We start from the raw sequence: 25,520 nt of genomic DNA, 5'->3' as shown, positions 1-25,520 counted from the left end.
GCCGTGGCGACCAAGAAGGAGCTCGTCGAGGCCTACCAGTTCAGCCGCCGGCGACTGGTGACCGCCTTCCTGAGCGGCGCCCCCGGTGGCCGCGAGGTGGAGCCGACCAAGCCCGGACGCAGCCTGGTGGGCGGGATCGCCCTGGCGGTCCTGCTCTGCGCCGGCGCCGGGGTGGCGGGCTACCTCGGGGGGCGTCCCGACTCGAGCTGGAAGGCCGAGGGGAGCTTCGTCATCTCCAAGGACACCGGCGAGCAGTACGTCGTGCTGCGCGGCGGTGACGAGCCGCTGATCCAGCGGGTGCCCAACTTCCTCTCCGGGCAGCTGCTGCTCGGCGCGGCCGAGCCCGACGTCTACACGGTCAAGGACGATCACATCCGCACCGTCACGCTGGGCGGCGACCTCGGCATCGAGGGGGCGCCGGCGGGGCTGCCCGGCCCCGAGGAGCTGATGAACAGCGGCTGGACCGCCTGCACCGCGCAGGGTCAGGGGATCCGGGTGCACGTCGACGACGCCCCCGGGGCCCGCACCGACGGGACGCCCGCCTTCGTCGTCCGCTCCCGCAGCGGGTCGTTGTGGCTGCTGGCCACCAGCCCGCAGGGCCCGGCCTACCGGTTCCAGCTGCCCGGTGGGGACACCGCCCAGTCGACCCTGCTCGACTCCCTGGGCTTCGGCGCCAGCTCCCAGGCGCCCGAGGTCGACGACGCCTGGCTCAACCTCTTCCCGCTCGGGCCGGCGCTCTCCGAGCGCGCCTTCGGGGTGACCCGGGCCGGCCAGCCCGTCGACTACGCCTCCCAGGGGGAGGAGGGCACCACCGACCTGAGCGCCTACCCGATCGGCACGCTGCTCGAGGAGGGCGAGAACCACTACCTGCTCGGTGACACCGGGCCGCAGATCGTCCGGCCCTTCGCGGCCGCGGTCTATGCCGCGCTCGTCGGCGACCCGGTCCAGCTCTCGACCCGGCTGCGGGCCCCCACCGAGGCGGCGGGCCACCCCGAGGAGTGGCCGCAGGAGCAGCCGACCGCGGTGGTGGGCGCCGAGATGTGCGCGGTGCAGGAGGTCGTCGACGGCCGGAGCCGGACGCTGGTCGCCACCGAGCCGGACTCCTCGACGTCGGTGCTGGACAACCGGGTGCCGCCCGGCGCCCACGAGGTGTCCGTCGAGCCGTCCGGCGGCGCCTACGTGCTGGCCGGCGGCAGCACCTCCCGCGACGGCGGCACGCCGTACGTCGTCGATGCCAAGGGCGCCAGGTATGCGTTGCTCGGGCCGATGGTCCCCGACTACATCGGCTACGGCGAGGTGGAGCCGCCGGTGGTCCCGGACGCCTGGCTCAGCTTCTTCGCCGACGGCGTGCCGCTCTCCGTGAACGCCGCCCGCAGGCTCCCCGAGGACGCGCCGGAGAACGCCGAGGCCCCGTCGTGACCCCTGGGGTCGCCCGCCGGTGGCGCGGTGCGGCCGCGGTGGCCGGCCTGTCGCTGGCGGTGCCGGTGCTGGTGGCCGGGCCGACCACCCCGCCCGCCCGGGCCGCCGGGGAGGACGCGTGCAGCCGCGACATCCTCCCCGACACCGAGCGGACCAAGGACGTCGGCGACGGTGTGCGCAACCTCCCGCTGGAGCGGATGAACGTCCCCCGGGCCCACCGCGTGACTCGCGGCGCGGGCAGCACCGTCGCCGTGGTGGACAGCGGGGTGGGATACCTGGGCGGCAAGCAGGTGCGCCAGGAGTCGATCGGCTTCGGCGGGCCGCTCGCCTCGGGCCACGGCAACATCGTGGCTGGGCTGATCGCCGGCCCCGACGGTGTGGCCCCCGAGGCCCGGCTGATCTCCGTGCGGGTGCTGGACAAGGACTCCCCGGACCCCCAGCAGGGCCAGCGCGGGCTCAACTCCAACGCGGTGGAGAGCGCGCTGCGCAGGCTTGCGCAGGTGCACGCCACCGACCCGATCGACGTCGTCAACATCTCGCTGACGCTGCCGGCCAGCGATCCCGGCCTGGCCGAGGCGGTGCGGGGCCTCCTCGACCTCGACATCGTGGTGGTGGCCGCGTCCGGCAACGTCGACCCGGACCGGTCGGACCCGCCGCGTGGCGACGCGGAGGTCTTCCCCGCCGACTACGAGGGCGTCGTCGCGGTCGGGGCCGTGGGCGTGTCCCCCCTGATCGACGTGCGCGGCTACGTGCTGCCCAACGCCGAGACGGTGGTGGCCGCGCCGGGCGGCGGCGGGCTCGCCTACAACCTCAACGGGCAGCGGTGCCAGGTGCCGACCGACGAGATCGCCACCTCCTGGGCGGCCGCCTCCGTGAGCGGCGTGGTCGCCCTGCTCCGCTCGGCCTACCCGAAGGAGAACCGGCGGCAGATCGTCGCCCGGCTCACCCGGACCGCCGAGGGGTCGGAGCTCAACCGCGACCCGTGGACCGGTGCGGGGGTGGTGCAGGCCGCCGACGCGCTGACCCACGAGCTGTCGCCGCGCCGCAACGGCGAGCTCCGGCGTACCGAGACCGTGGTGCGCAGCGACGCGCAGGCGCCGCCGCCGCCGGAGCGCGTCGACGTCTTCGGGCCGTCGCGGACGATGCTGCTGTGGTTCGGCCTGCTCTCCGGGGCGTTGGTGGCTCTCGCCTTCGTGATGCGGCCCCTGCTGCGCCGGCGCGACTGACCGTCTTCGGGGCGGACGCCCGGTTCCGGACAGAGATTCGAAACCGGCGAGTAGGGGTACGGCGGGCGCACGGTCCACACGAGCGAGGAGACAGGCGTGCGCAACCTCATCTCATTGATCCTGGTCATCTGGTTAATCATCGGTGTCGCGGCTGCCTGGCAGCGCGGCTACTTCGGCGACGACCGGGACGTGAGCTGCAAGTCGCTCAGCGACACGGCGCTGACCATCGTCGCCGGCCCGCTCAACTACGTCGGGGTGAACCCCAAGATCAAGTGCCAGGACGTGGACGTCCCCCAGCCGTCGCGCTGAGCGTCGCCGCCCGGCCCGGATCAGGCTGAGGGGCCGACGACGCGCTTGCGGGCGCTCCGGGTGGTCTTGGTGACCACCGGGGCGGGCGGCTCCGCGGGAGCGGACGGCGGCTCCGGGGCCTGCTCGGGTGCCTTCTCGGGTGCCGTCTCAGCGGTCTTCGAGGCGGTCTTCGAGGCGGCCGACCTGGTCCGCCGGGTGGTGGTCCGGGTGGTGGTGCTCGGGGCCGGCTCGGTGCTCCCGGCCCCTTCGACCCCCTTGTCCTCCCTGGCGGCCTTGGTGGAGGCCTTGGTGGTCCGCGCCCGGCGGGCCGGCTTGGCCGGCTCGGTGGTGGCGGCCTCGGCCGTGCCGGTCCCGCCGGTGGTGGGCTCGGTGGTGGGCTCGGCCTCGGCGGGCTCGGTCTGGTCGCCCTTGGCGGGGGCGGCCTTCCTGGCCCGGGCGGGGGCGGCCTTGGCGGTCTTGGGGGTCTCGGTCCTGGCGGCACCCGGGTGGGACTTCTCCCGGATCCGCACCTGCTGACCGGGCGGGCGCTCGACGTCGAAGAGGCCGATCTCGGTGACCAGGTCGACCAGCTTGGCGTAGCCCCAGTTGCGGGAGTCGAAGTCGGGGGCCTGCTTGGCCACGTGGGAGCCGACGCTGCCCAGGTTGGCCCACCCGTCGTCGTCGGAGCTGGCAGAGATGGCGTCGCGCAGCCACCGCACCAGCTGGGCGTCGCTGTGCAGCTCCTGGCTGGTGCTCCGGCGTCGCTGGTTGCCGCCGCGCGAGGCGCCGGCCTCCGGGTTCCGGCCGGTCTCGTCGTGGTCGGCGGTGTCGCTGTCGGAGTCGGTGCTGCGGTCCGAGGCGCGCAGAACGTCGAGGTAGACGAACTTGTCGCAGGCGGCGACCAGGGGCTTGGGGGTCTTCTTCTCGCCGAAGCCGTAGACGGTCATCCCGGACTCGCGCAGCCGGGAGGCGAGCTTGGTGAAGTCGGAGTCGGAGGAGACCAGGCAGAAGCCGTCCAGGTTGCCGGTGTAGAGCAGGTCCATCGCGTCGATGATCAGCGCGCTGTCGGTGGCGTTCTTGCCGGTGGTGTAGCTGAACTGCTGCATCGGCTGGATCGCGTGGGAGTTGTTGGCGTCCTTCCACCCGGCCAGGCGCGGCGTCGTCCAGTCGCCGTACGCGCGGCGCACCGTGGCGGTCCCGTACTTCGCGATCTCGACGAGCAGCGACTCGACGATCGTCGGCGTGGTGTTGTCGGCGTCGATGAGCACCGCGAGCTTGGGGGAGTCTGAGCGAGCCATACCCTGAGCCTAGTGCTGCCCGGCCCCGGCCCGGCCGGTGGCCAGCAGCGCGTTGACCAGCTCGGCCGCCTCGTCTGCCCGGTCGACGGTCACCGCGAACTCGGACCCGTCGCGCAGCGCCAGCACCAGGCCCGGCCCGCGGCGGACGACGGCCGCCCGGCCGCGGGCGCTGATCCGGTAGCCCCAGCCGCCCCACCGCATGGGCTCCACGTGCTCGGCGCTGGCTCCGGCGATGCTCGTCAGCGGGTGGCGGTGCCTCAGGAACGGGAGCGGGCCCCACCGCACGGTGACCGCCTCGCGGTCGACCCGGACGGTCAGCCGGTGCATCAGGCCCAGCAGCACGCCGACTCCGACCAGGGTCAGCGACGCCTGCGCCACCCGGAAGGCGAGGACCGCGCCGGCCAGCACCAGGCCCACCGACATCGCCAGCAGCACCCGGGATGAGGCGCGGCCGACCCACACCACCCGCTCCTGCTCGGAGATGGTCAGGCTCGAGGTGGGGGTGGGCCGCACCGGTCGCCGGGCACCGGAGCCGCGGACCAGCCGCCACAGGGCCCAGGCGACCGCGGCCGGCAGCAGCACGACCACCGCGAGCCACAGGTAGGACAGTCGCACGTCGTCGGCCGAGGCGGCGCCCGCGGCGTTGACGACCACCGTGAGGTAGACGCTCGCCGCCAGCCACCCCACCCAGCCGGCGCCGAGGACCACCTCGGCGGCGACCGTCAGGTGGGCGCGCATGCCCAGCGCGGCCGCCCCCACCGCGGCGGCCGCGGCCGCGGCGATCCCGCAGAGCAGCGTCATGGCCTGCACCGAGGTGGTGCCGTCCACCTCGCCTGCCGCGTTCCAGTGCCGGGGGAGCGGGTCCGGCAGGGAGTCGGCGTACCCGGCCCGGAGCAGCACCACCAGGAGCGGCGCGGCCAGCAGGAGGGCGCCCGCCGCCCAGGCCCTGGTCCGGGGCGCGGTCGGGACGGTCGGTGCGGGGGTCGGGGGGTGGCTCATGGCTGGGCCTTTCGGATCTCGTCGAGGAGCTGGTCCCGGGTCAGGCCCAGCAGCGCCGCGCTGCGCAGGAGCTCGTGGATCTGCTGCTGCAGCCGGGCGCCGGCGCTGACGGCGCTGTCGGCGTCCGCCCGCACGTGCACGCCCCGACCCCGGCGGATGTCGACCAGCCCTTCGTCGCGCAAGGTGGTGTAGGCGCGCAGCACCGTGTGCATGTTGACGTCGAGGCCCGCCGCGAGCTCCCGGGCCGGGGGCAGTCGCTCACCCGGGGCCAGGGTGCCGGAGGCGATCGCGCCGCGCACCTGCCCGGCGATCTGCTCAGCGAGGCCGGCGGGGCTGCCGGGGTCCAGACGGATCAACATAGTTTGCATCGTACTAGAACAATGCGTCTGAGGCGTCCGGCGGAGTCGCCGTGCTCCGCGTCGGGCCGCGACGGGGAGAAATGACGAACGCCGGGACGGTGAACCGTCCCGGCGTCCTGGGGCAGACGTGCTGCCGCTGGCGGAGGATAGGGGATTCGAACCCCTGAGGGCTGTTAACCCAACCCGCTTTCCAAGCGAGCGCCATAGGCCACTAGGCGAATCCTCCGCCGAGGAGGCTACCTGCACCCGGCCGGTCGCGGGAAATCGCCTCCCGCCTCCGGCGACCAGGGCGCCCCGCCGCCGGCCCGGCGTGGGTCCGGTGCCGCCCCGCTGCCGCCCGGTCCGCGGACGGCAGCGGCCCACGTTGGCGGCGTGAGGGCCCCTCACCTAGACTTTGCGCCAACCCCCCGTGCGGCGGCATCTCGTCGAATCCCCCAGGGCCGGAAGGCAGCAAGGGCAGATGAGCTCTGTCGGGTGCACGGGGGGCCTTTTCGTCCCCCGGTCGGTCCCGCCGGGAAGCGCGTCGGGCGGACTCCCCTCCGCGGTGGTCCCTGTCGGGTCTGGTGGTTAGGGTTCAGGCGTGGACTCCCCCCTCGCGCTCTACCGCCGCTACCGGCCGGAGACGTTCTCCCAGGTCATCGGGCAGGACCACGTCACCGAGCCGCTGCGCAACGCGCTCGCCGCCGACCGGGTGAACCACGCCTACCTGTTCTCCGGCCCGCGCGGGTGCGGCAAGACGACGTCGGCCCGGATCCTGGCGCGCACCCTCAACTGCGCCGCGGCGCCGGTGGCCGAGCCGTGCGGCAGCTGCGACAGCTGCCGCGAGCTGGCCACCGGGGGGAGCGGCTCGATCGACGTGATCGAGATCGACGCGGCCTCCCACGGCGGCGTCGACGACGCCCGCGACCTGCGCGAGAAGGCCTTCTTCGCGCCGGTGCGCGACCGCTACAAGATCTACATCATCGACGAGGCCCACATGGTCTCCAACCAGGGCTTCAACGCCCTGCTCAAGCTGGTCGAGGAGCCCCCGCCCCACCTGCGCTTCATCTTCGCCACCACCGAGCCGGAGAAGGTCATCGCGACCATCCGCTCCCGCACCCACCACTACCCGTTCCGGCTGATCCCGCCGCGGATGCTCAACGACTACGTCGTCGAGCTGTGCGCGCGGGAGGGGGTGGCGATCGAGCCGGCCGCCGTGCCGCTGGTGGTCCGGGCCGGGGCCGGCTCGGCCCGCGACACCCTCTCGGTGCTCGACCAGCTCATCGGGGGCTCCGGGCCCGAGGGCGTCACCCACCAGCTCGCGGTCAACCTCCTCGGCTTCACCCCCGACACCCTGCTCGACGAGGTGGTCGACGCCTTCGCCGCCGCCGACGGGGCCGCGGTCTTCGGGGTGGTCGACAAGGTCATCGAGTCCGGCCAGGACCCGCGCCGGTTCGCTGAGGACCTGCTGCGTCGCCTGCGCGACCTGGTGATCGTCGCGGCGGTGCCCGACGCGCCCGTGACAGGGCTGATCGACGTCTCCCAGGACCAGGGCGAGCGGCTGGTGGCCCAGGCCGCCCGCTTCGGCTCCACCGACCTCGCGCGCGCCGCCGACCTGGTCGCCACCGGGCTGATGGACATGAAGGGCGCCATCTCCCCGCGCCTGCTCCTCGAGCTCATCTGCGCCCGGGTGCTGCTCCCGGGTGCCGACCACGCCACCGAGGGCGTCCAGGCCCGCCTCGACAGGCTGGAGAAGCGCTTCGCCATCGTCGGCCCCGGCACCCCGGCCGCGGCGCTCTCCGCGCAGCCGGTGCTCCCGCCCGAGCGCACCGCGCCCGCCCAGCCCGACCCGCGGCCGGCCGCCCCCGCCCAGTTCGCACAGTCCGCCCGGCCCGACCAGCCCGTCGAGTCCGACCGGCCTGCCCCTCGCCCGGCCGCCGCCGACCGGCCCGCGCCCCCGGCGCCTGTCTCCACCCCCGCCCCTGCCGCCGCCCCTGCCCCTGCCGCCGCCCCTGCCGCCGCGCCGGCCCCCGCGCCGGCCCCCGCCGCAGTCCCCGCCGCCGGGCCGGCCACGGCTGAGGCGCCCCCCACCGCGGCGCCCGCCGAGCCGACTGGCTGGGAGCAGCCGGCCCGCCCCGGCGGCCCCGCCGGTCTCGCTGGCGCCGGGGCCCCGAGTGCTGCTGCTCCCGGTGCCGCCCCGGAGCCCCCTGCCGCAGCGCCCGCGCAGCCCAGTGACGCGCCCACCGCTCCACCCGGGGCCCCGTCCGGCGGGCTCTCGCTGGTCGACGTCCGTCGGCTGTGGCCGGACGTGGTGGAGGCGGTCAAGGGCCGTCGGCGGCTGGCCTGGATCCTGCTCACCCAGAACGCCCAGGTCAACGGGGTCGACGACCGCACCCTCACCGTGGGCTTCAACAACCCCGGCGCGCGCGACTCGTTCGTCTCGGGCGGCAACGACGAGATCCTGCGACAGGCGGCGATCGACGCGGTCGGCGTCGAGTGGCGGATCGAGTGCGTGGTCGACGCGGGGGTCCAGCCGCCCGGGTCCATCGCCGCCTCCCACCAGGTGCGCCAGCCCGCGGTCGAGAGCCGCCCCGCCGAGCCCCCCGCGCCCCAGCAGCCGCCCCAGCAGCCCGGTCAGCCCCAGCAGCCGGCGCAGCCGGCGCAGGAGCCGGGGAGCGACGGCGCGGCCGGTGCCCCCCAGGCGGGCGGGGCGGACCCCCAGGGCCTGGCCGCCGCCCGCGGCGCGATCCAGCAGACCCGCACGGGCGGGCGCACCGCGCCCGACACCGACCAGCGGGCCCTGGCCGACGCGGCCGCCCACCCGGACGACCCCGATGCCGACTCCCAGGGCATGGACAGCGCCGAGCTGCTGCGCCGCACCCTGGGGGCCGAGGTGATCGAGGAGATCGAGCACCGATGACCCCGGCCGCGCCCAGCCGGGCGACGGCCGCCACGACCGCACACCCCCACCCCACACCCGGAACGAGGACCACGCGATGACCCAGAACCCCTTCGACGCTCTCGGCGGGGCCGGCGGCTTCGACATGAACGCCCTGCTCGCCCAGGCCCAGCAGATGCAGGAGCAGCTCGCCTCCGCCCAGGAGCGGCTCCAGGAGGTGCGCGTCGACGGCACGGTCGCCGGCGGCTCCGTCACCGTGACCCTGAGCGGCTCCGGCGAGCTGGTCGCCGTCGCCATCAGGGCCGGCGAGTTCGACGGCAACGAGCCCGACGAGCTCGAGGACCTCGGCGACATGATCGTCGCGGCGTTCCGTGACGCCAAGGCCAAGGCCGACGCGATCGCCGCCGAGGCGCTCGGTCCGCTGGCCGGTGGCGGCGGCATCCCCGGACTGGGCTGACTCCCTTTGTACGAGGGCGTCGTCCAGGACCTCATCGACGAGCTCGGCCGGCTGCCGGGCGTCGGTCCCAAGAGCGCGCAGCGGATCGCGTTCCACCTGCTCCAGGCCGAGCCGGCCGACGTCCGCCGTCTCGCCGACGTGCTGATCGAGGTCAAGGCCAAGGTCAAGTTCTGCTCCGTGTGCTTCAACGTCTCCCAGGACGACCAGTGCCGGATCTGCCGCGACCCGCGTCGTGACCCCTCGGTGCTGTGCTGCGTCGAGGAGTACAAGGATGTGGTGGCGATCGAGCGGACCCGTGAGTTCCGCGGTCGCTACCACGTCCTAGGCGGCGCGATCTCGCCGATCGACGGGATCGGGCCCGACCAGCTCCGGATCCGGGAGCTGATGGTCCGCCTGGCCGACGGCACCGTCCAGGAGGTGATCCTGGCCACCGACCCCAACCTCGAGGGCGAGGCCACCGCGACCTACCTGACTCGGATGCTGCGGCCGATGGGGTTGCGCGTGACGCGACTTGCGAGTGGACTGCCAGTGGGCGGTGACCTGGAGTACGCCGACGAGGTCACCCTGGGCAGGGCTTTCGCTGGAAGGCGGTCCGCTGATGACTGACACGTCCGGAACGACCGGGGCCGACACGACCTCGCCCCTGACGGGCGACCTGGCGGAGCTCGCCGGACAGATCGCCGCGCAGGTGGAGACCTTCCTGGTCGCCCTCCAGGCGGTCGCGGCGGAGGAGGACGGCGGCCTGGCGATCCCGGTGCTGCTGCTCGAGACCGCGCAGATCTCCCTGGCCGGGGCCCGGCTGGGCGCGCAGGTCGACTTCCACCCCCGGGCGGAGTACCAGCCCGACGTGGGGCCCGAGCCCGACGTGGACCCCCTGCGCCTGGGCCTGGCCCGCACGCTCGGGCCGGTCGACACCTACAGCTTCGTCACCGACCCCTACCAGCCCGAGGTGGTGACCAGCCAGCTCTCCGACGACCTCACCAGCGTCGCCACCGACCTGGCCAACGGTCTGCGCCACTACGTGGCCGGCAACGTGATCGAGGCCCTGTGGTGGTGGCAGTTCTCCTACGTCTCCTCCTGGGGCAACCTGGCCGGGACCGCCCTCAACGCCCTGTGGTCGGTGGTGCACCACGACCGTCTCGACGCCGAGTTCTCCGGCGAGGACGAGCAGGTCGCGGCGGCGAATGAGATGTTGGAATCCGACGCGATCAGCGGAAGTTAGACTTGCTCCTTGGCCGGCACCGCCGGCCCTGTCAGGTGCGAAGAGACCGAGCAAGGGGTGTGGCGTGGGCATTGTCGTGCAGAAGTACGGCGGCTCCTCGCTTTCCGACGCCGACGCCGTCAAGCGCGTCGCGCGTCGAATCGTCGAGATGAAGAAGGCCGGGCACGACGTGGTCGTGGCCGTCTCCGCCATGGGCGACAAGACCGACGAGCTGATCGACCTCGCCCACGAGGTCTCACCGCTGCCGCCCGCCCGCGAGATGGACATGCTGCTCACCGCCGGGGAGCGGATCTCCATGGCCGTGGTGGCGATGGCGATCTCCGACCTGGGCTACACGGCGCGGTCCTTCACCGGCTCGCAGGCCGGCGTGATCACCGACGCGGTCCACGGCAAGGCCAAGATCATCGACGTCACCCCCGGCCGCATCACCGCGGCCCTCGCCGAGGGACACATCGTCATCGTGGCGGGGTTCCAGGGCGTCAGCGCGGACACCAAGGAGATCACCACCCTGGGTCGCGGCGGCACCGACACCACCGCGGTGGCGCTGGCCGCCGCGCTGGGCGCCGACGTCTGCGAGATCTACACCGACGTGGACGGCGTCTTCACCGCCGACCCGCGCATCGTCAAGACCGCCCGCAAGCTCGGCAAGGTCTCCTACGAGGAGATGCTCGAGCTGGCCGCCTGCGGGGCCAAGATCCTGCACCTGCGCTGTGTCGAGTACGGCCGCCGGCACGGCATCCCCATCCACGTCCGCTCGTCGTTCAGCCATCTGCAAGGCACCTGGGTCGTGGACGACCCCAGTGAGGGAGGCACCATGGAACAGCCCATCATCGCCGGAGTGGCCCACGACCGGAGCGAGGCCAAGATCACGGTCGTCGGTGTGCCCGACAAGGTGGGCGAGGCGGCGCGGATCTTCGAGGCGCTCGCCGACGCGCAGACCAACCTGGACATGATCGTGCAGAACGTCTCCGCCGTGGCGACGGGACTGACCGACATCTCCTTCACCCTGCCCCGCACCGACGGGCAGACCGCGATGGCCGCACTCGCCCGGATCCAGGCCGAGGTCGGCTACGAGAAGCTCCTCTACGACGACCGGATCGGCAAGGTCTCGCTGATCGGGGCCGGGATGCGCTCCCACCCGGGCATCACCTCGAAGTTCTTCGGCTCGCTGGCCGGGGCCGGCGTCAACATCGACATGATCTCCACCTCCGAGATCCGGATCTCGGTGATCGTGGCCGAGTCCGACGTCGACGACGCGGTTCGCGCCACGCACACCGCGTTCGACCTGGACGCCGACGAGGTCGAGGCCGTCGTCTACGGCGGGACCGGCCGATGACCAGCATCGGCATCGTCGGCGCCACCGGCCAGGTGGGGGTGGCGATGCGCCAGATCCTCGAGGAGCGCGACTTCCCCGCCACCCAGGTCCGGTTCTTCGCCTCCGCGCGCTCCGCCGGCAAGGTACTGCCCTTCCGCGGCCAGGAGATCGTCGTCGAGGACGCGGCCACCGCCGACCCCACCGGGCTCGACATCGCGCTCTTCTCGGCCGGGGCCACCACGTCGCGTGCCCAGGCGCAGCGCTTCGTCGACGCGGGCGTCATCGTCATCGACAACTCCTCCGCCTTCCGCAAGGTCCCGGAGATCCCGCTGGTGGTCTCCGAGGTCAACCCGGAGGCGATGGAGTCGGTGATCGCCGCGGGCCGCGGCATCGTGGCCAACCCCAACTGCACCACGATGGCGGCCATGCCGGTGCTCAAGGTGCTGCACGACGCGGCCGGGCTGAAGCGCCTGGTGGTCTCGACCTACCAGGCCGTCTCCGGCTCCGGCGTCGCGGGCGTGGAGACCCTCGCCACCGGTGTGGAGAACGCCGGGGACGCGCGCGGCCTGGCCTACGACGGTGCGGCCGTCCCGGCGGGGGACCCCGGCCCCTACGCCGAGCCCATCGCCTACAACGTGCTCCCGCTGGCGGGCTCGATCGTCGACGACGGCCTCAACGAGACCGACGAGGAGCAGAAGCTGCGCAACGAGTCGCGCAAGATCCTGGGCCTCCCCGACCTGTTGATCTCCGGCATCTGCGTGCGGGTCCCGGTGTTCACCGGCCACTCGCTGGCGGTCAACGCCGAGTTCGCCTCCGAGCTGACCGTCGACGCCGCGCGCAAGCTTCTCGCCGACGCCCCTGGCGTCGCCCTGGAGGAGATCCCGACCCCGCGGAAGGCGGCCGGCCAGGACCCGTCGTACGTCGGCCGGATCCGGCAGGACGAGGGCGTCGACGGCAACCGCGGGCTGGCGCTGTTCATCAGCAGCGACAACCTGCGCAAGGGTGCCGCGCTCAACACCGTGCAGCTCGCGGAGATCATCGCCGCCGCCCGCTGAGCCCATGCCGCGGTGGGGGCAGCCGAAGCACCGTTCCCGGTCCCGGGGGCGGTGCTTCTGCGTTCCGCCACCATGTGGCGGCAGAGCGGGCCGGGAGAACGCGCCCGGGGGAACGGGCGGGAAATGCAGCAGGCCCCCGGACCCTGACGGATCCGGGAGCCTGCTGCCGGGAAAACTCTGTCGGGCTGACAGGATTTGAACCTGCGGCCTCCTCGTCCCGAACGAGGCGCGCTACCAAGCTGCGCCACAGCCCGATCGTGGGCGTCACCGTGCCAGGCACGACTGCTCACGAGCAACGCGAGCATAGCGGAGCCTCGGGGGCTCCCCGAAATCGGGTGGGCGCCGTGGGCGCTCAGTCGCGGGGGAGCAGGGTGAGCAGCGTCGCCTCCGGACGGCAGGCGAGCCGCAGGCGGACGTAGGGGCTGGTGCCCAGCCCCGCGGAGACGTGCAGCCAGGACGAGCCGGGGTCGCCGTCGACCGAGTCCGCCGGGTGGCGGTGGAGCCCTCGGGCCCGCTCCGGCTCCAGGTCGCAGTTGGTGGTCAGCGCCCGGCCGCCCGGCAGGCAGACCTGCCCTCCGTGGGTGTGGCCGGCGATGATCGCGTCGTAGCCGTCGGCGGCGAACTGGTCGAGGACCCGCAGGTAGGGGGCGTGGCAGACCGCCAGCCGGAGGTCGGCGTGGGGGTCGGCGGGCCCGGAGACCCGGTCCAGGTCGTCGTAGCCCAGGTGGGGGTCGTCGACCCCGGCGAACGCGATCCGGGTGCCATTCACCTCGAGGGCGCCGAAGGCGTTGGTGAGGTCGAGCCAGCCCGAGGCGTCGAACGCCGACTTCAGGTCCGGCCACGGCAGCTGGGGGACGTCGGTGTGGCGGGACCCGTCGTCGGGGAGCAGGTAGCGCAGGGGGTTGCGCAGGCTGGGGGAGAAGTAGTCGTTCGAGCCGAGCACGTAGGCGCCCGGCACCTCCAGCAGACCGCCCAGCGCGTCGAGGACGACGGGCACCGCGCGCTGGTGCGCGAGGTTGTCGCCGGTGTTGACCACCAGGTCGGGCGCCAGGTCGGCCAGGGAGGCCAGCCACTCCTGCTTGCGCCGCTGGTCGGGGGTCATGTGGATGTCGGAGAGGTGCAGCACCCGCAGCGGGGCGTGGCCGGCCGGCAGCACCGTCACCTCGACCTCCCGGAGCGTGTAGGCACGCGCCTCCCAGGCGGCGTACGCCGCGAGGCCGGCACCGGCCGCCACTGCGAGGCCGGCGGCGCGGGGCAGGATCTCGCTGGGGGTCACCGCACCTAGGCTGCCACACTGGACCCATGAGCACTCTCAAGGACCGCCTCCGCGCCGACCTGACCACCGCGATCAAGGCCCGCGACGAGCTGCGCTCCTCCACGCTGCGGATGGTGCTGACCGCGATCACCAACGCCGAGGTCGCCGGCAAGGAGCACCGCGAGCTCTCCGACGACGACGTGATCGGCGTGCTCAGCAGCGAGGCGAAGAAGCGGCGCGAGGCCGCGGCCGCCTTCGAGGACGGCGACCGCCCGGAGCAGGCGGCCAAGGAGCGGGCCGAGGCCGAGGTGCTCGCCGACTACCTGCCGACCCCGCTGACCGAGCAGGAGATCGCCGACCTGGTCACCTCCGTGATCGCCGAGACCGGCGCGGCCGAGCAGGGCATGCGGGCGATGGGACAGGTCATGGGCCGGGTGCAGGCGCAGACCAAGGGTCGCGCCGACGGGGGCGCCGTCGCCGCGGAGGTGCGGCGCCAGCTGGGCTGAGCCGGCTCAGCCCCGGCCTCGGCGGCCCTTCCCCTTGCCCTTCTTCTTCTTGGGCTCGGGGACGAAGCCGGTCGAGGGGTGGTAGACGACCGTGTCGCCGGCGCTCAGCTGGGCACCGCTCTCGGGGGTCGTCTTGGCCACCGAGCCGTCGGGGATCTCGGAGTTGAGGTAGCCGCCCAGCGACGGGTTGAAGCCCGCCGCCCGCAGCGCGGCCTCGGCGTCGGCGACCGGCATCCCGACCACGTCGGGCACCGAGGTGAGCACCCCGGCGATCTGGGTGGAGTCGGGGCGCTGGAAGTCCTCGTCGGGCAGCGAGGCGGCGACGGTGCCCATCGCGTCACCCCACATGGGACCGGCGTTGCCGGAGCCCGAGGCCGAGGAGATGTAGGAGCCGCCCACCACCTGGCCGTTGAGGCTGACCCAGTGGCCCACGTCGTTGGCGCCGGCGATCATCGCGGCCGTGGCGAGGTTGGGGGTGTAGCCGACGAACCAGACCGCCATGTTGCCGTTGATGGTCCCGGTCTTGCCGGCGGCCGGCTGCGGCGGGGCGATCGCGGCACCGAAGCCGCCGGGCTCCACCACGCCGCGCAGCACGTCGTTGACCGCGTCGGCCACCGCACCGGGCAGCACCTGCTGGCACTTCTCCGGGTACTCCTTGAGCAGGTTGCCCTGGGCGTCCTCGATGGCGCTGACCGGCCGGGAGTCGCAGTGCAGCCCGCGGCCGGCGAAGGTCGCGTAGGCCTCGGCCATCTCCAGCGGGCTGGTGCTGGGGATGCCCAGGGTGAACGAGGCGACCCGCTCGGCGCCGAAGCCGTTCTCGTCGCCCTCGGGGTTGGTCAGCCGGATGCCCATCTGCTTGGCGAGGTTGAAGGGCTCGCAGATCCCGGTCTCCCGGATCAGCTGCACGTAGAAGGTGTTCACCGACTCCCGGGTGCCGGTGTACATGTTCTTGGTGCCGGACGTGGTGGAGTTGCTCACCGGCCACGGGCCGTAGTCGTAGGGCTTGCCGTCGCAGTCGATGAAGTCCTCGCGCCGGAAGACCATCGACTCGGGCGAGTTGAAGGTCTGGGTCAGCGACATGCCCTGCTTGAGGGCGGCGGCGAGGACGAAGACCTTGAAGGTCGAGCCGGCCTGGAAGCCGCGGGAGTCGCCGTACTCCTCGGGGACCACGTAGTTGAGGTAGGTCTGGCCGGCCTGCCGGTTGGCGCCCATGGGGCGGGACTGGGCCAGGGCCTTCACGTTGCCGGTGCGGGGCTCGACCATGGCCAGGCCGCCGATGGCGTTGTCGGTGGGGTAGACGTGGCTGCGCACCGACTCGTCGGCCGCCTGCTGGTAGCTCAGGTCCAGGGTGGTGCGGATGGTGAGCCCGCCGGACTTGATGAGCCGCTCGCGGTCGGCCTCGGTCTTGCCCAGGGAGCGGTCGGCGAGGAGGTACTTCACGACGTAGTCGCAGTAGAACGGGGCGGGGGAGTTCACGCACCCGTTGGCCGACGGCTGGATCTTGAGGCCCAGCTTCTGGCCCTTGAGCTTCTCGGCCTTGTCGCGGGGGATGACGTTGAGCTCGGCCATCCGGTCGAGCACGACGTTGCGCCGGGAGAGAGCGCGCTCGGGGTAGTTGGTGGGGTCGTAGCCGGTGGGGTTCTTCACCAGACCGGCCAGCGTCGCGGACTGCTTGAGGTTGAGCTGCTTGGCGTTCTTGTCGAAGAAGTGCCGCGCGGCGGACTGGATGCCGTAGGCGCCGTCGCCGAAGTAGGCGATGTTGAGGTAGCGCTCGAGGATCCATTCCTTGGAGTAGTTCTGCTCGAAGGCGATCGCGTACCTGAGCTCCTTGAACTTGCGCGCGTAGGTCTCGTCGGTGGCGGCGTCCGCCTCCTCGTCGTTCTCGGCCTGGTCGATCAGCGTCAGCTTGACCATCTGCTGGGTGATGGACGAGCCGCCCTGCACCACGCCGGCGCTGGCCTGGTTGGTGACCAGGGCGCGGAGCGTGCCCTTGAGGTCCAGGGCGCCGTGCTCGAAGTAGCGGTAGTCCTCGATGGCGACGATCGCCTCGACCATGTTGCGCGAGATCTGGTCGAGCCCGACGCTGATGCGGTTCTGGTCGTAGAGCGAGGCGATCAGGTTGCCGTTGATGTCGTAGACGGAGGTCTTCTGGGCAAGCGGCTTGGCCTCCAGCTCGGCGGGCAGCTCGTCGATGCCGCGGGAGACGTCTTCAGAGGCGGAGCCGAGCACGGCCGCGAACGGCAGCACGAGCCCCGCGGCGAGGACTCCGACGACGGTGGCCACCGCCGCCATCACCCCGAGGTGGGAGAGGATGCGACCGGTGCGCGGGTTGCCCTCTGCGGACCCCTGGGCAGGCTGAGACATGTCACCCAATGTACGGGAGAGTCGGGTGGGGGCCACCTCCACGACCACCCGTCGTTGGGCGCGCGGGTCGGCCCGGAGTGGCCGCAGGTCCCGCCGGGACTAGTCCGAGATGACTACTCAAAGTGGGCCATACGAGTCTGGCTGACAGGGGGTGCTGGTCCATACCTTTACACCAGATCACAAAAGCGTGAGTGGACTTCATGGGGATGTCCACCCGCATATTGAGGATCTGGGGAGAAAATCATGTGGGTCGAGGACTGGACGTCGAAGGCAGCATGTCGGGATTCAGCCCCCGACCAGCTCTTCGTGCGGGGTGCCGAGCAGAACAAGGCCAAGCAGCTGTGCAACAGCTGCCCCGTGCGCACCGAGTGCCTCGCGGAGGCGCTCGACAACCAGATCGAGTGGGGCGTCTGGGGTGGCATGACCGAGCGTGAGCGCCGCGCCCTCCTCCGCCGGCGGCCCGGTGCCAGCTGGCGCAACGTCTTGGAGAGCGCCCGCGAGGAGCACACCCGCACGGCGTCCCCGCTCACCGCCTCCGTCGACGTCTGAGCCCAGCCCTCACTCCTCGCCGGCGAGCAGCCCGCCGATGCGGCGCAGGCCGTCCAGGTCGTGCACGTCGGTGGGCAGCGCCCTGACCACCACCTCCGGCACGTGCGGGTGGGCGGCGGCGAAGCGCGTCACCAGGCGTCGCTCCCGGCCGACCATCGACAACCGGTCGGCGTGCAGCCGCAGCAGGCCCGCGGTGATCGACCCCGGGTCGGAGCGGCGCAGCCGGTCGGCCGCGGCCCCGGCCTCCTCGGCCGTGAGCGTCCCGCTGGTCGCCGGGCTGGCCCGGTTGACCACGAGCCCGGCCAGCGGCATGTCCTCCTCGGCGAGCCGCTCGACGAAGTAGGCGGCCTCGCGGAGCGCGTCCTCCTCGGGGGCGGCCACCACCAGGAACGCGGTGCGGTCGTCCTGGAGCAGGGCGAAGGTCTTCTCCGCGCGGGCGCGGAAGCCCCCGAAGAGCGTGTCGAAGGCCGCGACGAAGATCTGCATGTCCCGCAGCACCTGGGTGCCGAGGATCTTGGTCAGCGCGCCGGTCATCACCCCGACGCCCGCCGACATCAGGCGGGCCGGCCCCCGGGCCGGGGCGGTGAGCAGCCGGATGAAGCGTCCGTCGAGGAAGCTGGAGAGCCGCTCAGGCGCGTCGAGGAAGTCCAGCGCGGAGCGCGAGGGCGGGGTGTCGACCACGATCAGGTCGTAGGACCCGTCGGCCTCGGCCTTGCGGTAGATCTGGCCGAGCTTCTCCATCGCCATGTATTCCTGGGTGCCGGCGAACGAGCTGGACAGCGCGACGTAGAACGGGTTCTCCAGGATCTGCCGAGCCTTCTCCGGGGTGGCCTGGCTGCTCACCACCTCGTCGAAGGTGCGCTTCATGTCGAGCATCATCGCGTCGAGCGAGCCGCTGCCCCGCACGGTCGGCACCGGTCGCGGGGTGTTGTCGAGCTTCTCCACCCCCATCGCCTGGGCCAGCCGACGCGCCGGGTCGATGGTCAGCACCACGACCTTGCGCCCCCGCTCGGCCGCCCGCAGCGCCAGCGCCGCCGAGGTGGTCGTCTTGCCGACCCCGCCGGACCCGCAGCAGACCAGGATCCCGATGCCGGGGTCGTCGAGCAGGGTGTCGACGTCGAGGACCGGTGCCTGTGTGGGGTGGGAGGCCAGCGGGCCCACCCGGGTGCGTCGCTCGCTCATCGTCCCATCCCCTGTTCCTTGAGGCAGGCGGCGAGCTCGTACAGCCCGCCCAGGTCCACCCCGCCCGCCAGCAGGGGCAGGTCGTAGGTCGGGCGGCCCAGCTCGACGACCAGGGCGCGCTGGCTCTCCTCCAGGTCGCGACGCTCCGCGTGCTCGCGGCCCTCCTCGACGAGCTCCTCGACCAGCGCCGGGAGGTCGTCGTCGGCCTCGACGCCGGCCGCCACGAGGTCGTCGCGGATCCGGTCGGTGTCCAGGGTGCCGCGGGCGGCGGAGGACAGCGCCTCCTCGTCGAGGTCGCGGGGCCGGACCAGGTTGACCACCACCCCGCCGACCGGCAGGTCGGCCCGCCTGAGCTCGGCGATCCCGTCGGCGGTCTCCTGCACGGGCATCTCCTCCAGCAGGGTGACGAGGTGGACCGCCGTGCGTGGGGAGCGGAAGAGGGTCATCACGGTGTCGGCCTGGCTCTTGATGGGCCCCACCTTGGCCAGTCCGGCGAGCTCGCCGTTGACGTTGAGGAACTGGGTGATCCGGCCGGTCGGCGGGGCGTCCAGCACCACGGCGTCGTAGGTGACCGCGCCCTTGCTGCGGGCGTTGCGCTGCACGGCCTCGTAGACCTTGCCGGTCAGCAGCACGTCGCGCACCCCCGGCGCGATGGTGGTGGCGAACTCGATCACCCCGAAGCGGTCCAGCGCCTTCCCGGCCCGGCCCAGCTTGTAGTACATCGCCAGGTACTCCAGCAGCGCCGACTCGGCGTCGATGTGGAGCGCGTGGACCACCCCCGCCCGGCCCTTGCTGTCGGCCAGACCGCGGGCGACCCGGGTCTCGGCGTAGGGCAGGGGGTCGACGTCGAACATCCGGGCGATGCCCTGGCGTCCCTCCACCTCGCAGAGCAGGACGTTGCGTCCCGACGAGGCCAGCGCCAGGGCGAGGGCTGCGGCCACGGTGGACTTCCCGGTGCCCCCCTTCCCCGTCACGACGTGCAGGTCGACGCCGGACCAGTCGGTCCCGGACGCCTGGGTGGGTGCGCTCTCGTCGCTCACCCCAGCAGGATAGGCAGGCGCAGGTTGTCCGGGTCGTCCGGAGAAGGGCGTACGGATGTGCAAGTTGCGAAAACCGCCCGAATGTCCCCGGCGGCCTCCTTACGATCATCGGCTGCAGCACCAGGGACCCACGCTCCGGCGGCTCGCGGGGGAAGCCGCCGGAGCGGGGTCGCCGAGTGCCGCACCCGTGGACGCTCGGCCCGGGCCTGCTTTCTAGCGGCGCATCCTGCGGGTCAGCGCGTGGGCCTCCTCCAGCAGCAGGGCGCCCAGCTCACGCTGCCGGGCCGTGGCGAAGCGCTGCTCGATCCCGGTCAGGCTGAGCGCCCACGCCGGGCGGTCCTGGGTGTCGAAGACGGCCGCCCCCATGCCCCAGCTGCCCTCGACGAGGAGGCCCGGGTTGACCGCCCAGCCGTCGGCGCGGGTGCGGGTGATCCGCTCGCGCACCCGGGCGGGCGCGTGCGCCTCGCCGTACGCCGTGACCAGATCGGCGCGGCGCAGGTAGTCGTCGACGTCGGGGTCGGGCAGGTGGGCGAGGATCGCCAGGCCGGCCGAGGCGACCCCGAGCGGGAACCGGATCCCCTCGTGGAGCACGTGGGAGCGGATCGGGAAGCTGCCGTCCTCGCGGAGCAGGCAGACCGTCTCGTCGCCCCGGCGCACGGAGAAGAAGGCGCTCTCGCCGGTCGCCACGCTGAGCCGCCGGACGACGGGCTGCGCGAGCGCGGTCACGTCGTACCGCTCGGCGGCGGCGACGCCCAGCAGGTAGAGCTCGGGTCCGAGCACCCACCGCCCCGAGGCGGGGTCGCGCTCGGTCAGCCCCTGGTCGGCCAGCGAGACCAGCAGCCGGTGGGCGGTGGGGCGGGCCAGGCCGGTGGCGCGGGCCAGCTCCGAGGTCCCGGTGCCGTGCGGCTCGTGCACCGAGACGGCCTTGAGCAGTGCGGCGGCACGGCCGACCACGTCGACCGGGGTGTCCCGGAGCGGGGATGCGGGGGTGTCCACTCAATGAACGCTACCGCGGACCAGGGTCCGCTCAGCGAGAGATTCGCGTCAGCAGGGTGGTCGGGCGTTGACGCCGCGCGAAGCCGGGCATTGAATCGCCACACAGTTGCACCGAACGAGGAGGAGTCGATGGACAAGGTCGTGGCCAGCGCCGCGGAGGCGGTGGCGGACATCGCGAGCGGAGCCACCCTCGCCGTCGGCGGGTTCGGGCTCTGCGGGATCCCCTCGGTGCTGATCGAGGCGCTGCTGGCCTCCGGGGTCGACGACCTCGAGGCGGTCTCCAACAACTGCGGCGTCGACGACTGGGGCCTGGGCCTGCTGCTCGCGCAGAAGCGGCTGCGGCGGATGGTGTCGTCCTACGTGGGGGAGAACAAGGAGTTCGCCCGGCAGTACCTCTCCGGGGAGCTCGAGGTCGAGCTGACCCCGCAGGGCACGCTGGCCGAGCGGATGCGGGCCGGCGGCTCCGGGATCCCGGCGTTCTTCACCGCCACCGGCGGCGGCACCCAGGTCGCCGAGGGCGGACTGCCCTGGCGCTACGACGACTCCGGCAACGTGGTGGTCGCCTCCCCACCCAAGGAGACCCGGGAGTTCGAGCTCTACGGCGAGCGCCGCGACTACGTGCTCGAGGAGGCGATCGTCGCGGACTTCGGCCTGGTCCGCGCCTGGAAGGGCGACCGGCACGGCAACCTCGTCTACCGCGACTCCGCACGCAACTTCAACCCGCTCGCCGCGATGTGCGGCCGGGTGACGATCGCCGAGGTCGAGCACCTGGTCGAGCCCGGCGAGCTGGACCCCAACGACGTGCACACCCCGGGGGTCTACGTGCAGCGCGTCGTCGCGCTGACCCCGGAGCAGGCCGCGGAGAAGCGGATCGAGAAGCGGACCGTGCGTCCGGCCGGAGAGGACGCCTGATGACCGAGCCGACCGGCTGGACCCGTGAGCAGATGGCCGCCCGCGCGGCCTCGGAGCTGACCGACGGCTCCTACGTCAACCTGGGCATCGGGCTGCCGACCCTGGTCCCCAACTACGTCGCCGACGACGTCGAGCTGGTGCTCCAGTCGGAGAACGGCATCCTCGGCGTCGGCGCCTACCCGGTCGAGGGGGAGGAGGACGCCGACCTCATCAACGCCGGCAAGGAGACCGTCACCGTGCGCCGCGGGGCGTCGTTCTTCGACTCCGCGACCTCCTTCGGGATGATCCGCGGCGGCAAGATCGACGCCGCGATCCTCGGCGCCATGCAGGTCTCGGCCGCCGGCGACATCGCCAACTGGATGATCCCCGGCAAGATGGTCAAGGGGATGGGCGGCGCGATGGACCTCGTGCACGGCGCCAAGCGGGTGATCGTGCTGATGGAGCACGTGGCCCGCGACGGCTCCTACAAGATCGTGCGGGAGTGCTCGCTGCCCTACACCGGCCGCGGCGTGGTGCAGCGGATCATCACCGACCTCTGCGTCCTCGACGTCACGCCCGAGGGCCTGCGGCTCGTCGAGCTGGCGCCGGGGGTCACCGAGGACGAGGTGCGGGAGAGGACGGAGCCCGAGATCCTCGTCTGACCGCACCGCCCCGCGATCGCCTGGTTGGTGTGTCCCTCGGCCGATGCTCATCGACCCGTCCATCGCCTCCACCCTGTGCCGGAGACCCTCCAGTCCCGTCCCGGGACGCGGCTCGGCACCGCCTGCGGCGAGAAGGGGGGAAGACGGAGCCCCTCGTCCTGGCCTAGCGTGCAAGGCATGAGCCGACTCCTGCGTGCCGTCGCCCTGCTCGCCTCGCCCGCGCTGCTCGCCGGCGCGCTGGCCGCCCCGGTCCCTGCGGCGGCACCGCCGCCGGAGCCCCTCGTGGTGGTCCCGCCGGTCGGGGCACTGCCGCTCGGTGACCCGATCGCCGGGCCGCACCTGGAAGACCGGCGCACCCTGGTCGACGGCGACGTGCGGATCCCGGTCCCGGCCGACGTCTGGATCGTCGGCCGCACGGGGCGGGCGTACGTCGTGGAGGAGTACAAGCGCAACAACCTCGTCGACGTCCTGCGGGTCACCCGCGACGGGCGGCTCCGGACGCTCGCCAGCGACGTCGACGGCTCGCAGCTCTCCGCCGACGGCACCCTCCTGGCCACCAGCCGGCTGGTCCGCTTCCGCACCGAGGTGCGGGTGCGGGAGGCGCGCACCGGCCGGCTGCAGGCGAGCCGCACGGTGAACGAGGGGGTCTGGGCGATCGGCGTCGACGAACAGCGTGTGCTGCTCGGGGGCGTCGGCGGGGCCAGCGGGGGGACCCACCTGTGGAACCACCGGACCGGCCGGATCAAGCGGCTCAGCGGCCAGAGCGCGTACGCCGCCAACCTCGAGCGGGGCCTGTACGCGCGCCACACCGACGACGCCGACCAGTACAACGGCGGCTGCACGGTCATCGCCAGGATCGGCTCCGGGAAGACGCTGTGGCGCACCTGCGGTGAGTCGGTGGAGGCTTTCTCGGCGGACGGCCGGTCGGTGCTCACGATGGGCAACGGCGGATCGTCCGCGAGGGTGCGCACCGTGCGCGGCGAGCGGGTGGTCCGCTACGGGGTGCGCTACCCCGACGCGCTCCAGTACGCCGAGTGGGACACCGACGGGCGGGTGCTGCTCGGCATCGACGACGAGGACGGGCGCAGCTTCGTGGTGGCCTGCTCCGGGGCGGAGTGCCGGCGCACCTCCTGAGCCGTCAGCGGCGTACGGCGCCGGGGGAGGCGGTCCGGGAGGCGGCCACCACCGCGCCCACCGCGCAGAGGATCCCCACCAGGTAGACCGCGACGAAGGGGTCCAGCGCCGACCCGTCGGTGCGGGTGAAGACCACGCCGGTGACCGAGAGCGCGAGCGCCGCCCCGAGCGAGTCCGAGACCGCCAGGGCCGAGGAGTTGGCGCCCCGGTCGCGGTCGGTGGAGTGCTGCAGCATCGCCACGCCCAGCCGGGGGAAGCCGAAGCCCATGCCGGCGCCGGCGAAGACGTAGGCGAGCATCGCCAGCGGCGCCGGGGCCTCGAGCTGGATCACCACCGTGACCAGGCTGACGCCGAGCAGCACCCCCGAGGTGCCGATCACCAGGGCGCGGGTGTGCGAGACCTTCGGCAGCCGCGACTGCACCTGGCTGGCGGCCGCCCACACCACGCCGACCCCGGTGAGCGCCAGGCCGGCGGTGGCCGCGGCGATGCCCCAGCGCTCCTTGAGCACGAAGACGATGTAGGCCTCGGCGCAGAAGAACCCGGCGCTCATCAGGCCGCGGGTGGCGATCACCGCGGGCAGCCCGCGGGCCAGGCGCAGCGTCCCGGTCGGGAGCAGCCGCCCCAGCGCCAGCACCACCACGAGCAGGCAGCCCGCGGCCAGCGGGAGGGAGGAGTCGAGCAGCTTCACCCCGAGCGCGGCCACCGCGGCCACGACGGCCCAGGCCAGTCGGGAGAGGGGGACCCGGTCGGCGTGCTCGTTGCCCGCCGGCGCGGTGCGCAGCGTGGGCAGGAGCACCACCAGCGCCAGCAGGATCAGGGCCACCACGCCGAGGAAGACCCAGCGCCAGCCGAACGCGTCGGCGACCAGCGCCGCCAGGTAGGGGCCGAAGAGGGCCGGCAGCACCCACGCGGCGGCGAAGCTCGCGAAGATCGCCGGCTGGAGCCGCGGTGGGTAGAGCACCCCGACCATCACGTAGAGCACCACCGTCGCGGCACCCCCGCCGAGACCCTGCAGCACCCGGCCGGCGACCAGCACCTCCATGGTCGGCGCGGTCCCGCAGACCACCAGCCCGGCCGAGAGGGCGAGCAGGGCGGCCACCAGCGGCACGGTCGGCCCCCGGCGGTCGCTCCACATGCCCGCCGCGACCATGCCGATGACGCTGCTCGCCAGCGGGGAGGCGAAGGCCAGGGCGTAAAGCCCGACGCCGTCCAGCCGCTCGGCCACCTCCGGCATCACCGTGGTGACCGCCAGCGACTCGAAGGCGACGATCGCGATCAGGCCGAACGCCGCGACGGTGGTGGCGACGTACGCCGGGGAGAGGATGCCGCCGGTGTCCGGGGTCGGGGTGGTGCTCACCCGTGGAGGGTAGGCGGTGCCGGGGCGCTGCCTCTCAGCGGGCGATCAGCGGGCGATCGCGGCGTACGAGGCCCCCAGCAGCGCGACCAGGTCGTCGGGCGCGAGCTCGACGTCGAGGCCGCGCTTGCCGGCGGAGACCAGGATCGTCTCGTGCAGGATCGCGCTCTCGTCGACCACCGTCGGCAGCAGGGTGCGCTGGCCCAGCGGGGAGATGCCGCCCACCACGTAGCCGGTCGTCCGGGACGCGACGGCCGGGTCCGCCATCGTCGCCTTCTTGCCGCCCAGCGCGGCGGCGATCGCCTTGAGGTCGAGCTTGGTGGAGACCGGGACGACGCCCACCGCCAGCTCGGTGCCGCGGGCGGTCGTCACGTCGACCAGCAGGGTCTTGAAGACGCGCTGTGGGTCCACCCCCAAGGCCTCGGCCGCCTCCATCCCGTAGGACGCCGCGCGCGGGTCGTGGGTGTAGGGGTGCAGCGCGTGCGCCACCCCCGCCGCGTCGAGCACGTCGGTCGCCGGGGTGCCGCCGCCGGCCTTCTTCGCCATGGGCAGAGGTTAAGGCTCCTCGAGCATCCCGAGCGCGTAGCCGACCTGGCCGACGTGCTGGGTGACGTCGTTGACCACGCTGACCAGGCGGACGCCGAGGGTGACGGGCGGGTCCCAGGAGTCGTCCACGACCCGCTCCAGGTCGTCGCCGGCGAGCTGCTCCACGATCTCCAGGGTGCGGGCGTGCACGGCGTCCGCGTAGCCCAGCAGCTGCTCGGCGTCCGCCCGGAACTGCCCCACCTCCGCGGTGCTCTGCCCGTAGCCGTGGGCGTCGCGGTCGTAGGGGAGGCCGAACCGGTCCACCCAGCCCTCGTGCCACACCTGGGGCCTGGAGACGAGAGCGGCCAGGTGGTCGTCCTGCACCCGCAGCGCGTGCCAGGCGATCCACCCGACCGGGTTGGCCTCGGGCGCGGGACGGGCCACCAGCGTCTCGGGGGAGAGACCGGAGAGGTGGCTGTGCCACGACTCGTGCGTGCGGCCGAAGAGGTCGGTGACGAGGGCGGTCCACATGCTCTGCACGCTAGA

25 protein-coding genes, 2 tRNA genes and 1 other RNA gene are annotated in these 25,520 nt (G+C 73.1%); 15 read left to right on the top strand and 13 right to left on the bottom strand.

Features of this window, described 5'->3' with window-relative positions; genetic code table 11:
* Positions 1-3 precede the first annotated feature (3 nt).
* The 3 genes from AC4BGE_RS06070 (at position 4) to AC4BGE_RS06060 (ending at position 2,954) form a co-directional block, all read left to right on the top strand.
* Positions 4-1,419 carry a type VII secretion protein EccB gene (locus AC4BGE_RS06070; protein WP_490574675.1) on the top strand — a complete coding sequence of 472 codons (1,416 nt, stop codon included), beginning with the start codon at positions 4-6 and terminating at the stop codon, positions 1,417-1,419.
* The gene (locus AC4BGE_RS06065) at positions 1,416-2,645 is read left to right on the top strand and encodes a S8 family serine peptidase (RefSeq protein ID WP_490570591.1); all 1,230 of its coding nucleotides are present in this window, start codon (positions 1,416-1,418) and stop codon (positions 2,643-2,645) included. The genes AC4BGE_RS06070 and AC4BGE_RS06065 overlap by 4 nt, the downstream gene beginning before the upstream one ends.
* Before the next feature lie 96 nt (positions 2,646-2,741).
* Complete coding sequence (locus AC4BGE_RS06060; protein WP_490570590.1) at positions 2,742-2,954, top strand: hypothetical protein; 213 nt, start codon at positions 2,742-2,744, stop codon at positions 2,952-2,954.
* A 20-nt stretch (positions 2,955-2,974) separates the two neighbouring features.
* On the opposite strand, the gene AC4BGE_RS06055 is transcribed toward AC4BGE_RS06060, so the two are convergent.
* From AC4BGE_RS06055 to AC4BGE_RS06040, 4 genes are all read right to left on the bottom strand, one after another.
* Positions 2,975-4,231: an NYN domain-containing protein gene (locus tag AC4BGE_RS06055; protein WP_490574674.1), complete on the bottom strand. Its 1,257-nt coding sequence runs from the start codon at positions 4,229-4,231 to the stop codon at positions 2,975-2,977.
* Between the two features lie 9 nt (positions 4,232-4,240).
* A complete protein-coding gene (locus AC4BGE_RS06050; RefSeq protein WP_490574673.1) occupies positions 4,241-5,230 on the bottom strand; it encodes a DUF1648 domain-containing protein in 990 nt (329 codons plus the stop codon).
* Positions 5,227-5,589, bottom strand: coding sequence for a GntR family transcriptional regulator (locus AC4BGE_RS06045; RefSeq protein WP_490574672.1), 363 nt, complete (start codon positions 5,587-5,589; stop codon positions 5,227-5,229). The genes AC4BGE_RS06050 and AC4BGE_RS06045 overlap by 4 nt, the downstream gene beginning before the upstream one ends.
* Positions 5,590-5,726: 137 nt before the next feature.
* Positions 5,727-5,815 (bottom strand) — tRNA-Ser (locus tag AC4BGE_RS06040).
* A gap of 175 nt (positions 5,816-5,990) precedes the next feature.
* Here AC4BGE_RS06040 and ffs point away from each other — a divergent pair.
* From ffs to AC4BGE_RS06005, 7 genes are all read left to right on the top strand, one after another.
* Positions 5,991-6,080: signal recognition particle sRNA small type (ffs, locus tag AC4BGE_RS06035), an RNA gene on the top strand.
* A gap of 89 nt (positions 6,081-6,169) precedes the next feature.
* Positions 6,170-8,488: a DNA polymerase III subunit gamma and tau gene (locus AC4BGE_RS06030; protein WP_490574671.1), complete on the top strand. Its 2,319-nt coding sequence runs from the start codon at positions 6,170-6,172 to the stop codon at positions 8,486-8,488.
* 76 nt (positions 8,489-8,564) lie between these two features.
* Positions 8,565-8,924, top strand: a complete 360-nt coding sequence (locus AC4BGE_RS06025; RefSeq protein WP_490570585.1) for a YbaB/EbfC family nucleoid-associated protein — start codon at positions 8,565-8,567, stop codon at positions 8,922-8,924.
* A 6-nt stretch (positions 8,925-8,930) separates the two neighbouring features.
* Positions 8,931-9,530 carry a recombination mediator RecR gene (gene recR, locus AC4BGE_RS06020; RefSeq protein ID WP_490570584.1) on the top strand — a complete coding sequence of 200 codons (600 nt, stop codon included), beginning with the start codon at positions 8,931-8,933 and terminating at the stop codon, positions 9,528-9,530.
* The gene (locus AC4BGE_RS06015) at positions 9,523-10,146 is read left to right on the top strand and encodes a DUF5063 domain-containing protein (protein WP_490570583.1); all 624 of its coding nucleotides are present in this window, start codon (positions 9,523-9,525) and stop codon (positions 10,144-10,146) included. The genes recR and AC4BGE_RS06015 overlap by 8 nt, the downstream gene beginning before the upstream one ends.
* A gap of 64 nt (positions 10,147-10,210) precedes the next feature.
* A complete protein-coding gene (locus AC4BGE_RS06010; protein ID WP_490570582.1) occupies positions 10,211-11,482 on the top strand; it encodes an aspartate kinase in 1,272 nt (423 codons plus the stop codon).
* On the top strand, positions 11,479-12,516 hold the full coding sequence (locus AC4BGE_RS06005; RefSeq protein ID WP_490574670.1) for an aspartate-semialdehyde dehydrogenase: 1,038 nt from the start codon (positions 11,479-11,481) through the stop codon (positions 12,514-12,516). The genes AC4BGE_RS06010 and AC4BGE_RS06005 overlap by 4 nt, the downstream gene beginning before the upstream one ends.
* Positions 12,517-12,696: 180 nt before the next feature.
* On the opposite strand, the gene AC4BGE_RS06000 is transcribed toward AC4BGE_RS06005, so the two are convergent.
* Positions 12,697-12,770, bottom strand: a tRNA-Pro gene (locus tag AC4BGE_RS06000).
* 98 nt (positions 12,771-12,868) lie between these two features.
* Positions 12,869-13,792: a metallophosphoesterase gene (locus AC4BGE_RS05995; protein WP_490574669.1), complete on the bottom strand. Its 924-nt coding sequence runs from the start codon at positions 13,790-13,792 to the stop codon at positions 12,869-12,871.
* Between the two features lie 26 nt (positions 13,793-13,818).
* Here AC4BGE_RS05995 and AC4BGE_RS05990 point away from each other — a divergent pair, with 26 nt between their 5' ends.
* The gene (locus AC4BGE_RS05990) at positions 13,819-14,277 is read left to right on the top strand and encodes a GatB/YqeY domain-containing protein (protein WP_490570579.1); all 459 of its coding nucleotides are present in this window, start codon (positions 13,819-13,821) and stop codon (positions 14,275-14,277) included.
* 6 nt (positions 14,278-14,283) lie between these two features.
* Here AC4BGE_RS05990 and AC4BGE_RS05985 read toward each other — a convergent pair whose 3' ends face one another.
* Positions 14,284-16,641 carry a transglycosylase domain-containing protein gene (locus tag AC4BGE_RS05985; RefSeq protein WP_490574668.1) on the bottom strand — a complete coding sequence of 786 codons (2,358 nt, stop codon included), beginning with the start codon at positions 16,639-16,641 and terminating at the stop codon, positions 14,284-14,286.
* Between the two features lie 243 nt (positions 16,642-16,884).
* On the opposite strand from AC4BGE_RS05985, the gene AC4BGE_RS05980 reads away from it, so the two are divergent.
* On the top strand, positions 16,885-17,190 hold the full coding sequence (locus AC4BGE_RS05980; protein ID WP_490570577.1) for a WhiB family transcriptional regulator: 306 nt from the start codon (positions 16,885-16,887) through the stop codon (positions 17,188-17,190).
* A 9-nt stretch (positions 17,191-17,199) separates the two neighbouring features.
* Here AC4BGE_RS05980 and bagB read toward each other — a convergent pair whose 3' ends face one another.
* From bagB to AC4BGE_RS05965, 3 genes are all read right to left on the bottom strand, one after another.
* Positions 17,200-18,372, bottom strand: a complete 1,173-nt coding sequence (bagB, locus tag AC4BGE_RS05975; RefSeq protein ID WP_490570576.1) for an ATPase BagB — start codon at positions 18,370-18,372, stop codon at positions 17,200-17,202.
* Positions 18,369-19,412 (bottom strand): ATPase BagA, encoded by a 1,044-nt coding sequence (gene bagA / locus AC4BGE_RS05970; protein ID WP_490574667.1) that lies wholly within the window; start codon positions 19,410-19,412, stop codon positions 18,369-18,371. Before bagA ends, bagB begins: the two co-directional genes overlap by 4 nt.
* Before the next feature lie 213 nt (positions 19,413-19,625).
* Complete coding sequence (locus tag AC4BGE_RS05965; RefSeq protein WP_490574666.1) at positions 19,626-20,408, bottom strand: IclR family transcriptional regulator; 783 nt, start codon at positions 20,406-20,408, stop codon at positions 19,626-19,628.
* A 129-nt stretch (positions 20,409-20,537) separates the two neighbouring features.
* On the opposite strand from AC4BGE_RS05965, the gene AC4BGE_RS05960 reads away from it, so the two are divergent.
* From AC4BGE_RS05960 to AC4BGE_RS05950, 3 genes are all read left to right on the top strand, one after another.
* A complete protein-coding gene (locus AC4BGE_RS05960) occupies positions 20,538-21,320 on the top strand; it encodes a CoA transferase subunit A (RefSeq protein ID WP_490570573.1) in 783 nt (260 codons plus the stop codon).
* Complete coding sequence (locus tag AC4BGE_RS05955) at positions 21,320-21,961, top strand: CoA transferase subunit B (protein ID WP_490574665.1); 642 nt, start codon at positions 21,320-21,322, stop codon at positions 21,959-21,961. Before AC4BGE_RS05960 ends, AC4BGE_RS05955 begins: the two co-directional genes overlap by 1 nt.
* Before the next feature lie 177 nt (positions 21,962-22,138).
* Positions 22,139-23,095, top strand: a complete 957-nt coding sequence (locus tag AC4BGE_RS05950; RefSeq protein ID WP_490574664.1) for a hypothetical protein — start codon at positions 22,139-22,141, stop codon at positions 23,093-23,095.
* Positions 23,096-23,099: 4 nt separating this feature from the next.
* On the opposite strand, the gene AC4BGE_RS05945 is transcribed toward AC4BGE_RS05950, so the two are convergent.
* Genes AC4BGE_RS05945 through AC4BGE_RS05935 form a run of 3 tightly spaced genes read right to left on the bottom strand, consistent with a single transcriptional unit; the run spans position 23,100 to position 25,505 of the window.
* Positions 23,100-24,452: an MFS transporter gene (locus tag AC4BGE_RS05945; RefSeq protein ID WP_490574663.1), complete on the bottom strand. Its 1,353-nt coding sequence runs from the start codon at positions 24,450-24,452 to the stop codon at positions 23,100-23,102.
* Positions 24,453-24,497: 45 nt separating this feature from the next.
* On the bottom strand, positions 24,498-24,995 hold the full coding sequence (gene ybaK, locus AC4BGE_RS05940) for a Cys-tRNA(Pro) deacylase (protein ID WP_490574662.1): 498 nt from the start codon (positions 24,993-24,995) through the stop codon (positions 24,498-24,500).
* Between the two features lie 9 nt (positions 24,996-25,004).
* Positions 25,005-25,505 (bottom strand): mycothiol transferase, encoded by a 501-nt coding sequence (locus AC4BGE_RS05935; RefSeq protein WP_490574661.1) that lies wholly within the window; start codon positions 25,503-25,505, stop codon positions 25,005-25,007.
* Positions 25,506-25,520: the final 15 nt, after the last annotated feature.

The sequence above is a fragment of the Nocardioides sp. Z50_6 genome, assembly GCF_058215755.1.
This window is presented reverse-complemented; position numbering and strand designations above follow the sequence as displayed.

Bases quoted from the DNA above. Each gene is read 5' to 3' on its own strand.
- AC4BGE_RS06055 (WP_490574674.1), bottom strand. From the start codon at position 4,231: ATGGCTCGCTCAGACTCCCCCAAGCTCGCGGTGCTCATCGACGCCGAC.
- AC4BGE_RS06050 (WP_490574673.1), bottom strand. From the start codon at position 5,230: ATGAGCCACCCCCCGACCCCCGCACCGACCGTCCCGACCGCGCCCCGG.
- AC4BGE_RS06045 (WP_490574672.1), bottom strand. From the start codon at position 5,589: ATGTTGATCCGTCTGGACCCCGGCAGCCCCGCCGGCCTCGCTGAGCAG.
- AC4BGE_RS06025 (WP_490570585.1), top strand. From the start codon at position 8,565: ATGACCCAGAACCCCTTCGACGCTCTCGGCGGGGCCGGCGGCTTCGAC.
- AC4BGE_RS06015 (WP_490570583.1), top strand. From the start codon at position 9,523: ATGACTGACACGTCCGGAACGACCGGGGCCGACACGACCTCGCCCCTG.
- AC4BGE_RS06005 (WP_490574670.1), top strand. From the start codon at position 11,479: ATGACCAGCATCGGCATCGTCGGCGCCACCGGCCAGGTGGGGGTGGCG.
- AC4BGE_RS05990 (WP_490570579.1), top strand. From the start codon at position 13,819: ATGAGCACTCTCAAGGACCGCCTCCGCGCCGACCTGACCACCGCGATC.
- AC4BGE_RS05985 (WP_490574668.1), bottom strand. From the start codon at position 16,641: ATGTCTCAGCCTGCCCAGGGGTCCGCAGAGGGCAACCCGCGCACCGGT.
- AC4BGE_RS05980 (WP_490570577.1), top strand. From the start codon at position 16,885: ATGTGGGTCGAGGACTGGACGTCGAAGGCAGCATGTCGGGATTCAGCC.
- bagB (WP_490570576.1), bottom strand. From the start codon at position 18,372: ATGAGCGAGCGACGCACCCGGGTGGGCCCGCTGGCCTCCCACCCCACA.
- AC4BGE_RS05960 (WP_490570573.1), top strand. From the start codon at position 20,538: ATGGACAAGGTCGTGGCCAGCGCCGCGGAGGCGGTGGCGGACATCGCG.
- AC4BGE_RS05955 (WP_490574665.1), top strand. From the start codon at position 21,320: ATGACCGAGCCGACCGGCTGGACCCGTGAGCAGATGGCCGCCCGCGCG.
- AC4BGE_RS05950 (WP_490574664.1), top strand. From the start codon at position 22,139: ATGAGCCGACTCCTGCGTGCCGTCGCCCTGCTCGCCTCGCCCGCGCTG.
- ybaK (WP_490574662.1), bottom strand. From the start codon at position 24,995: ATGGCGAAGAAGGCCGGCGGCGGCACCCCGGCGACCGACGTGCTCGAC.
- AC4BGE_RS05935 (WP_490574661.1), bottom strand. From the start codon at position 25,505: ATGTGGACCGCCCTCGTCACCGACCTCTTCGGCCGCACGCACGAGTCG.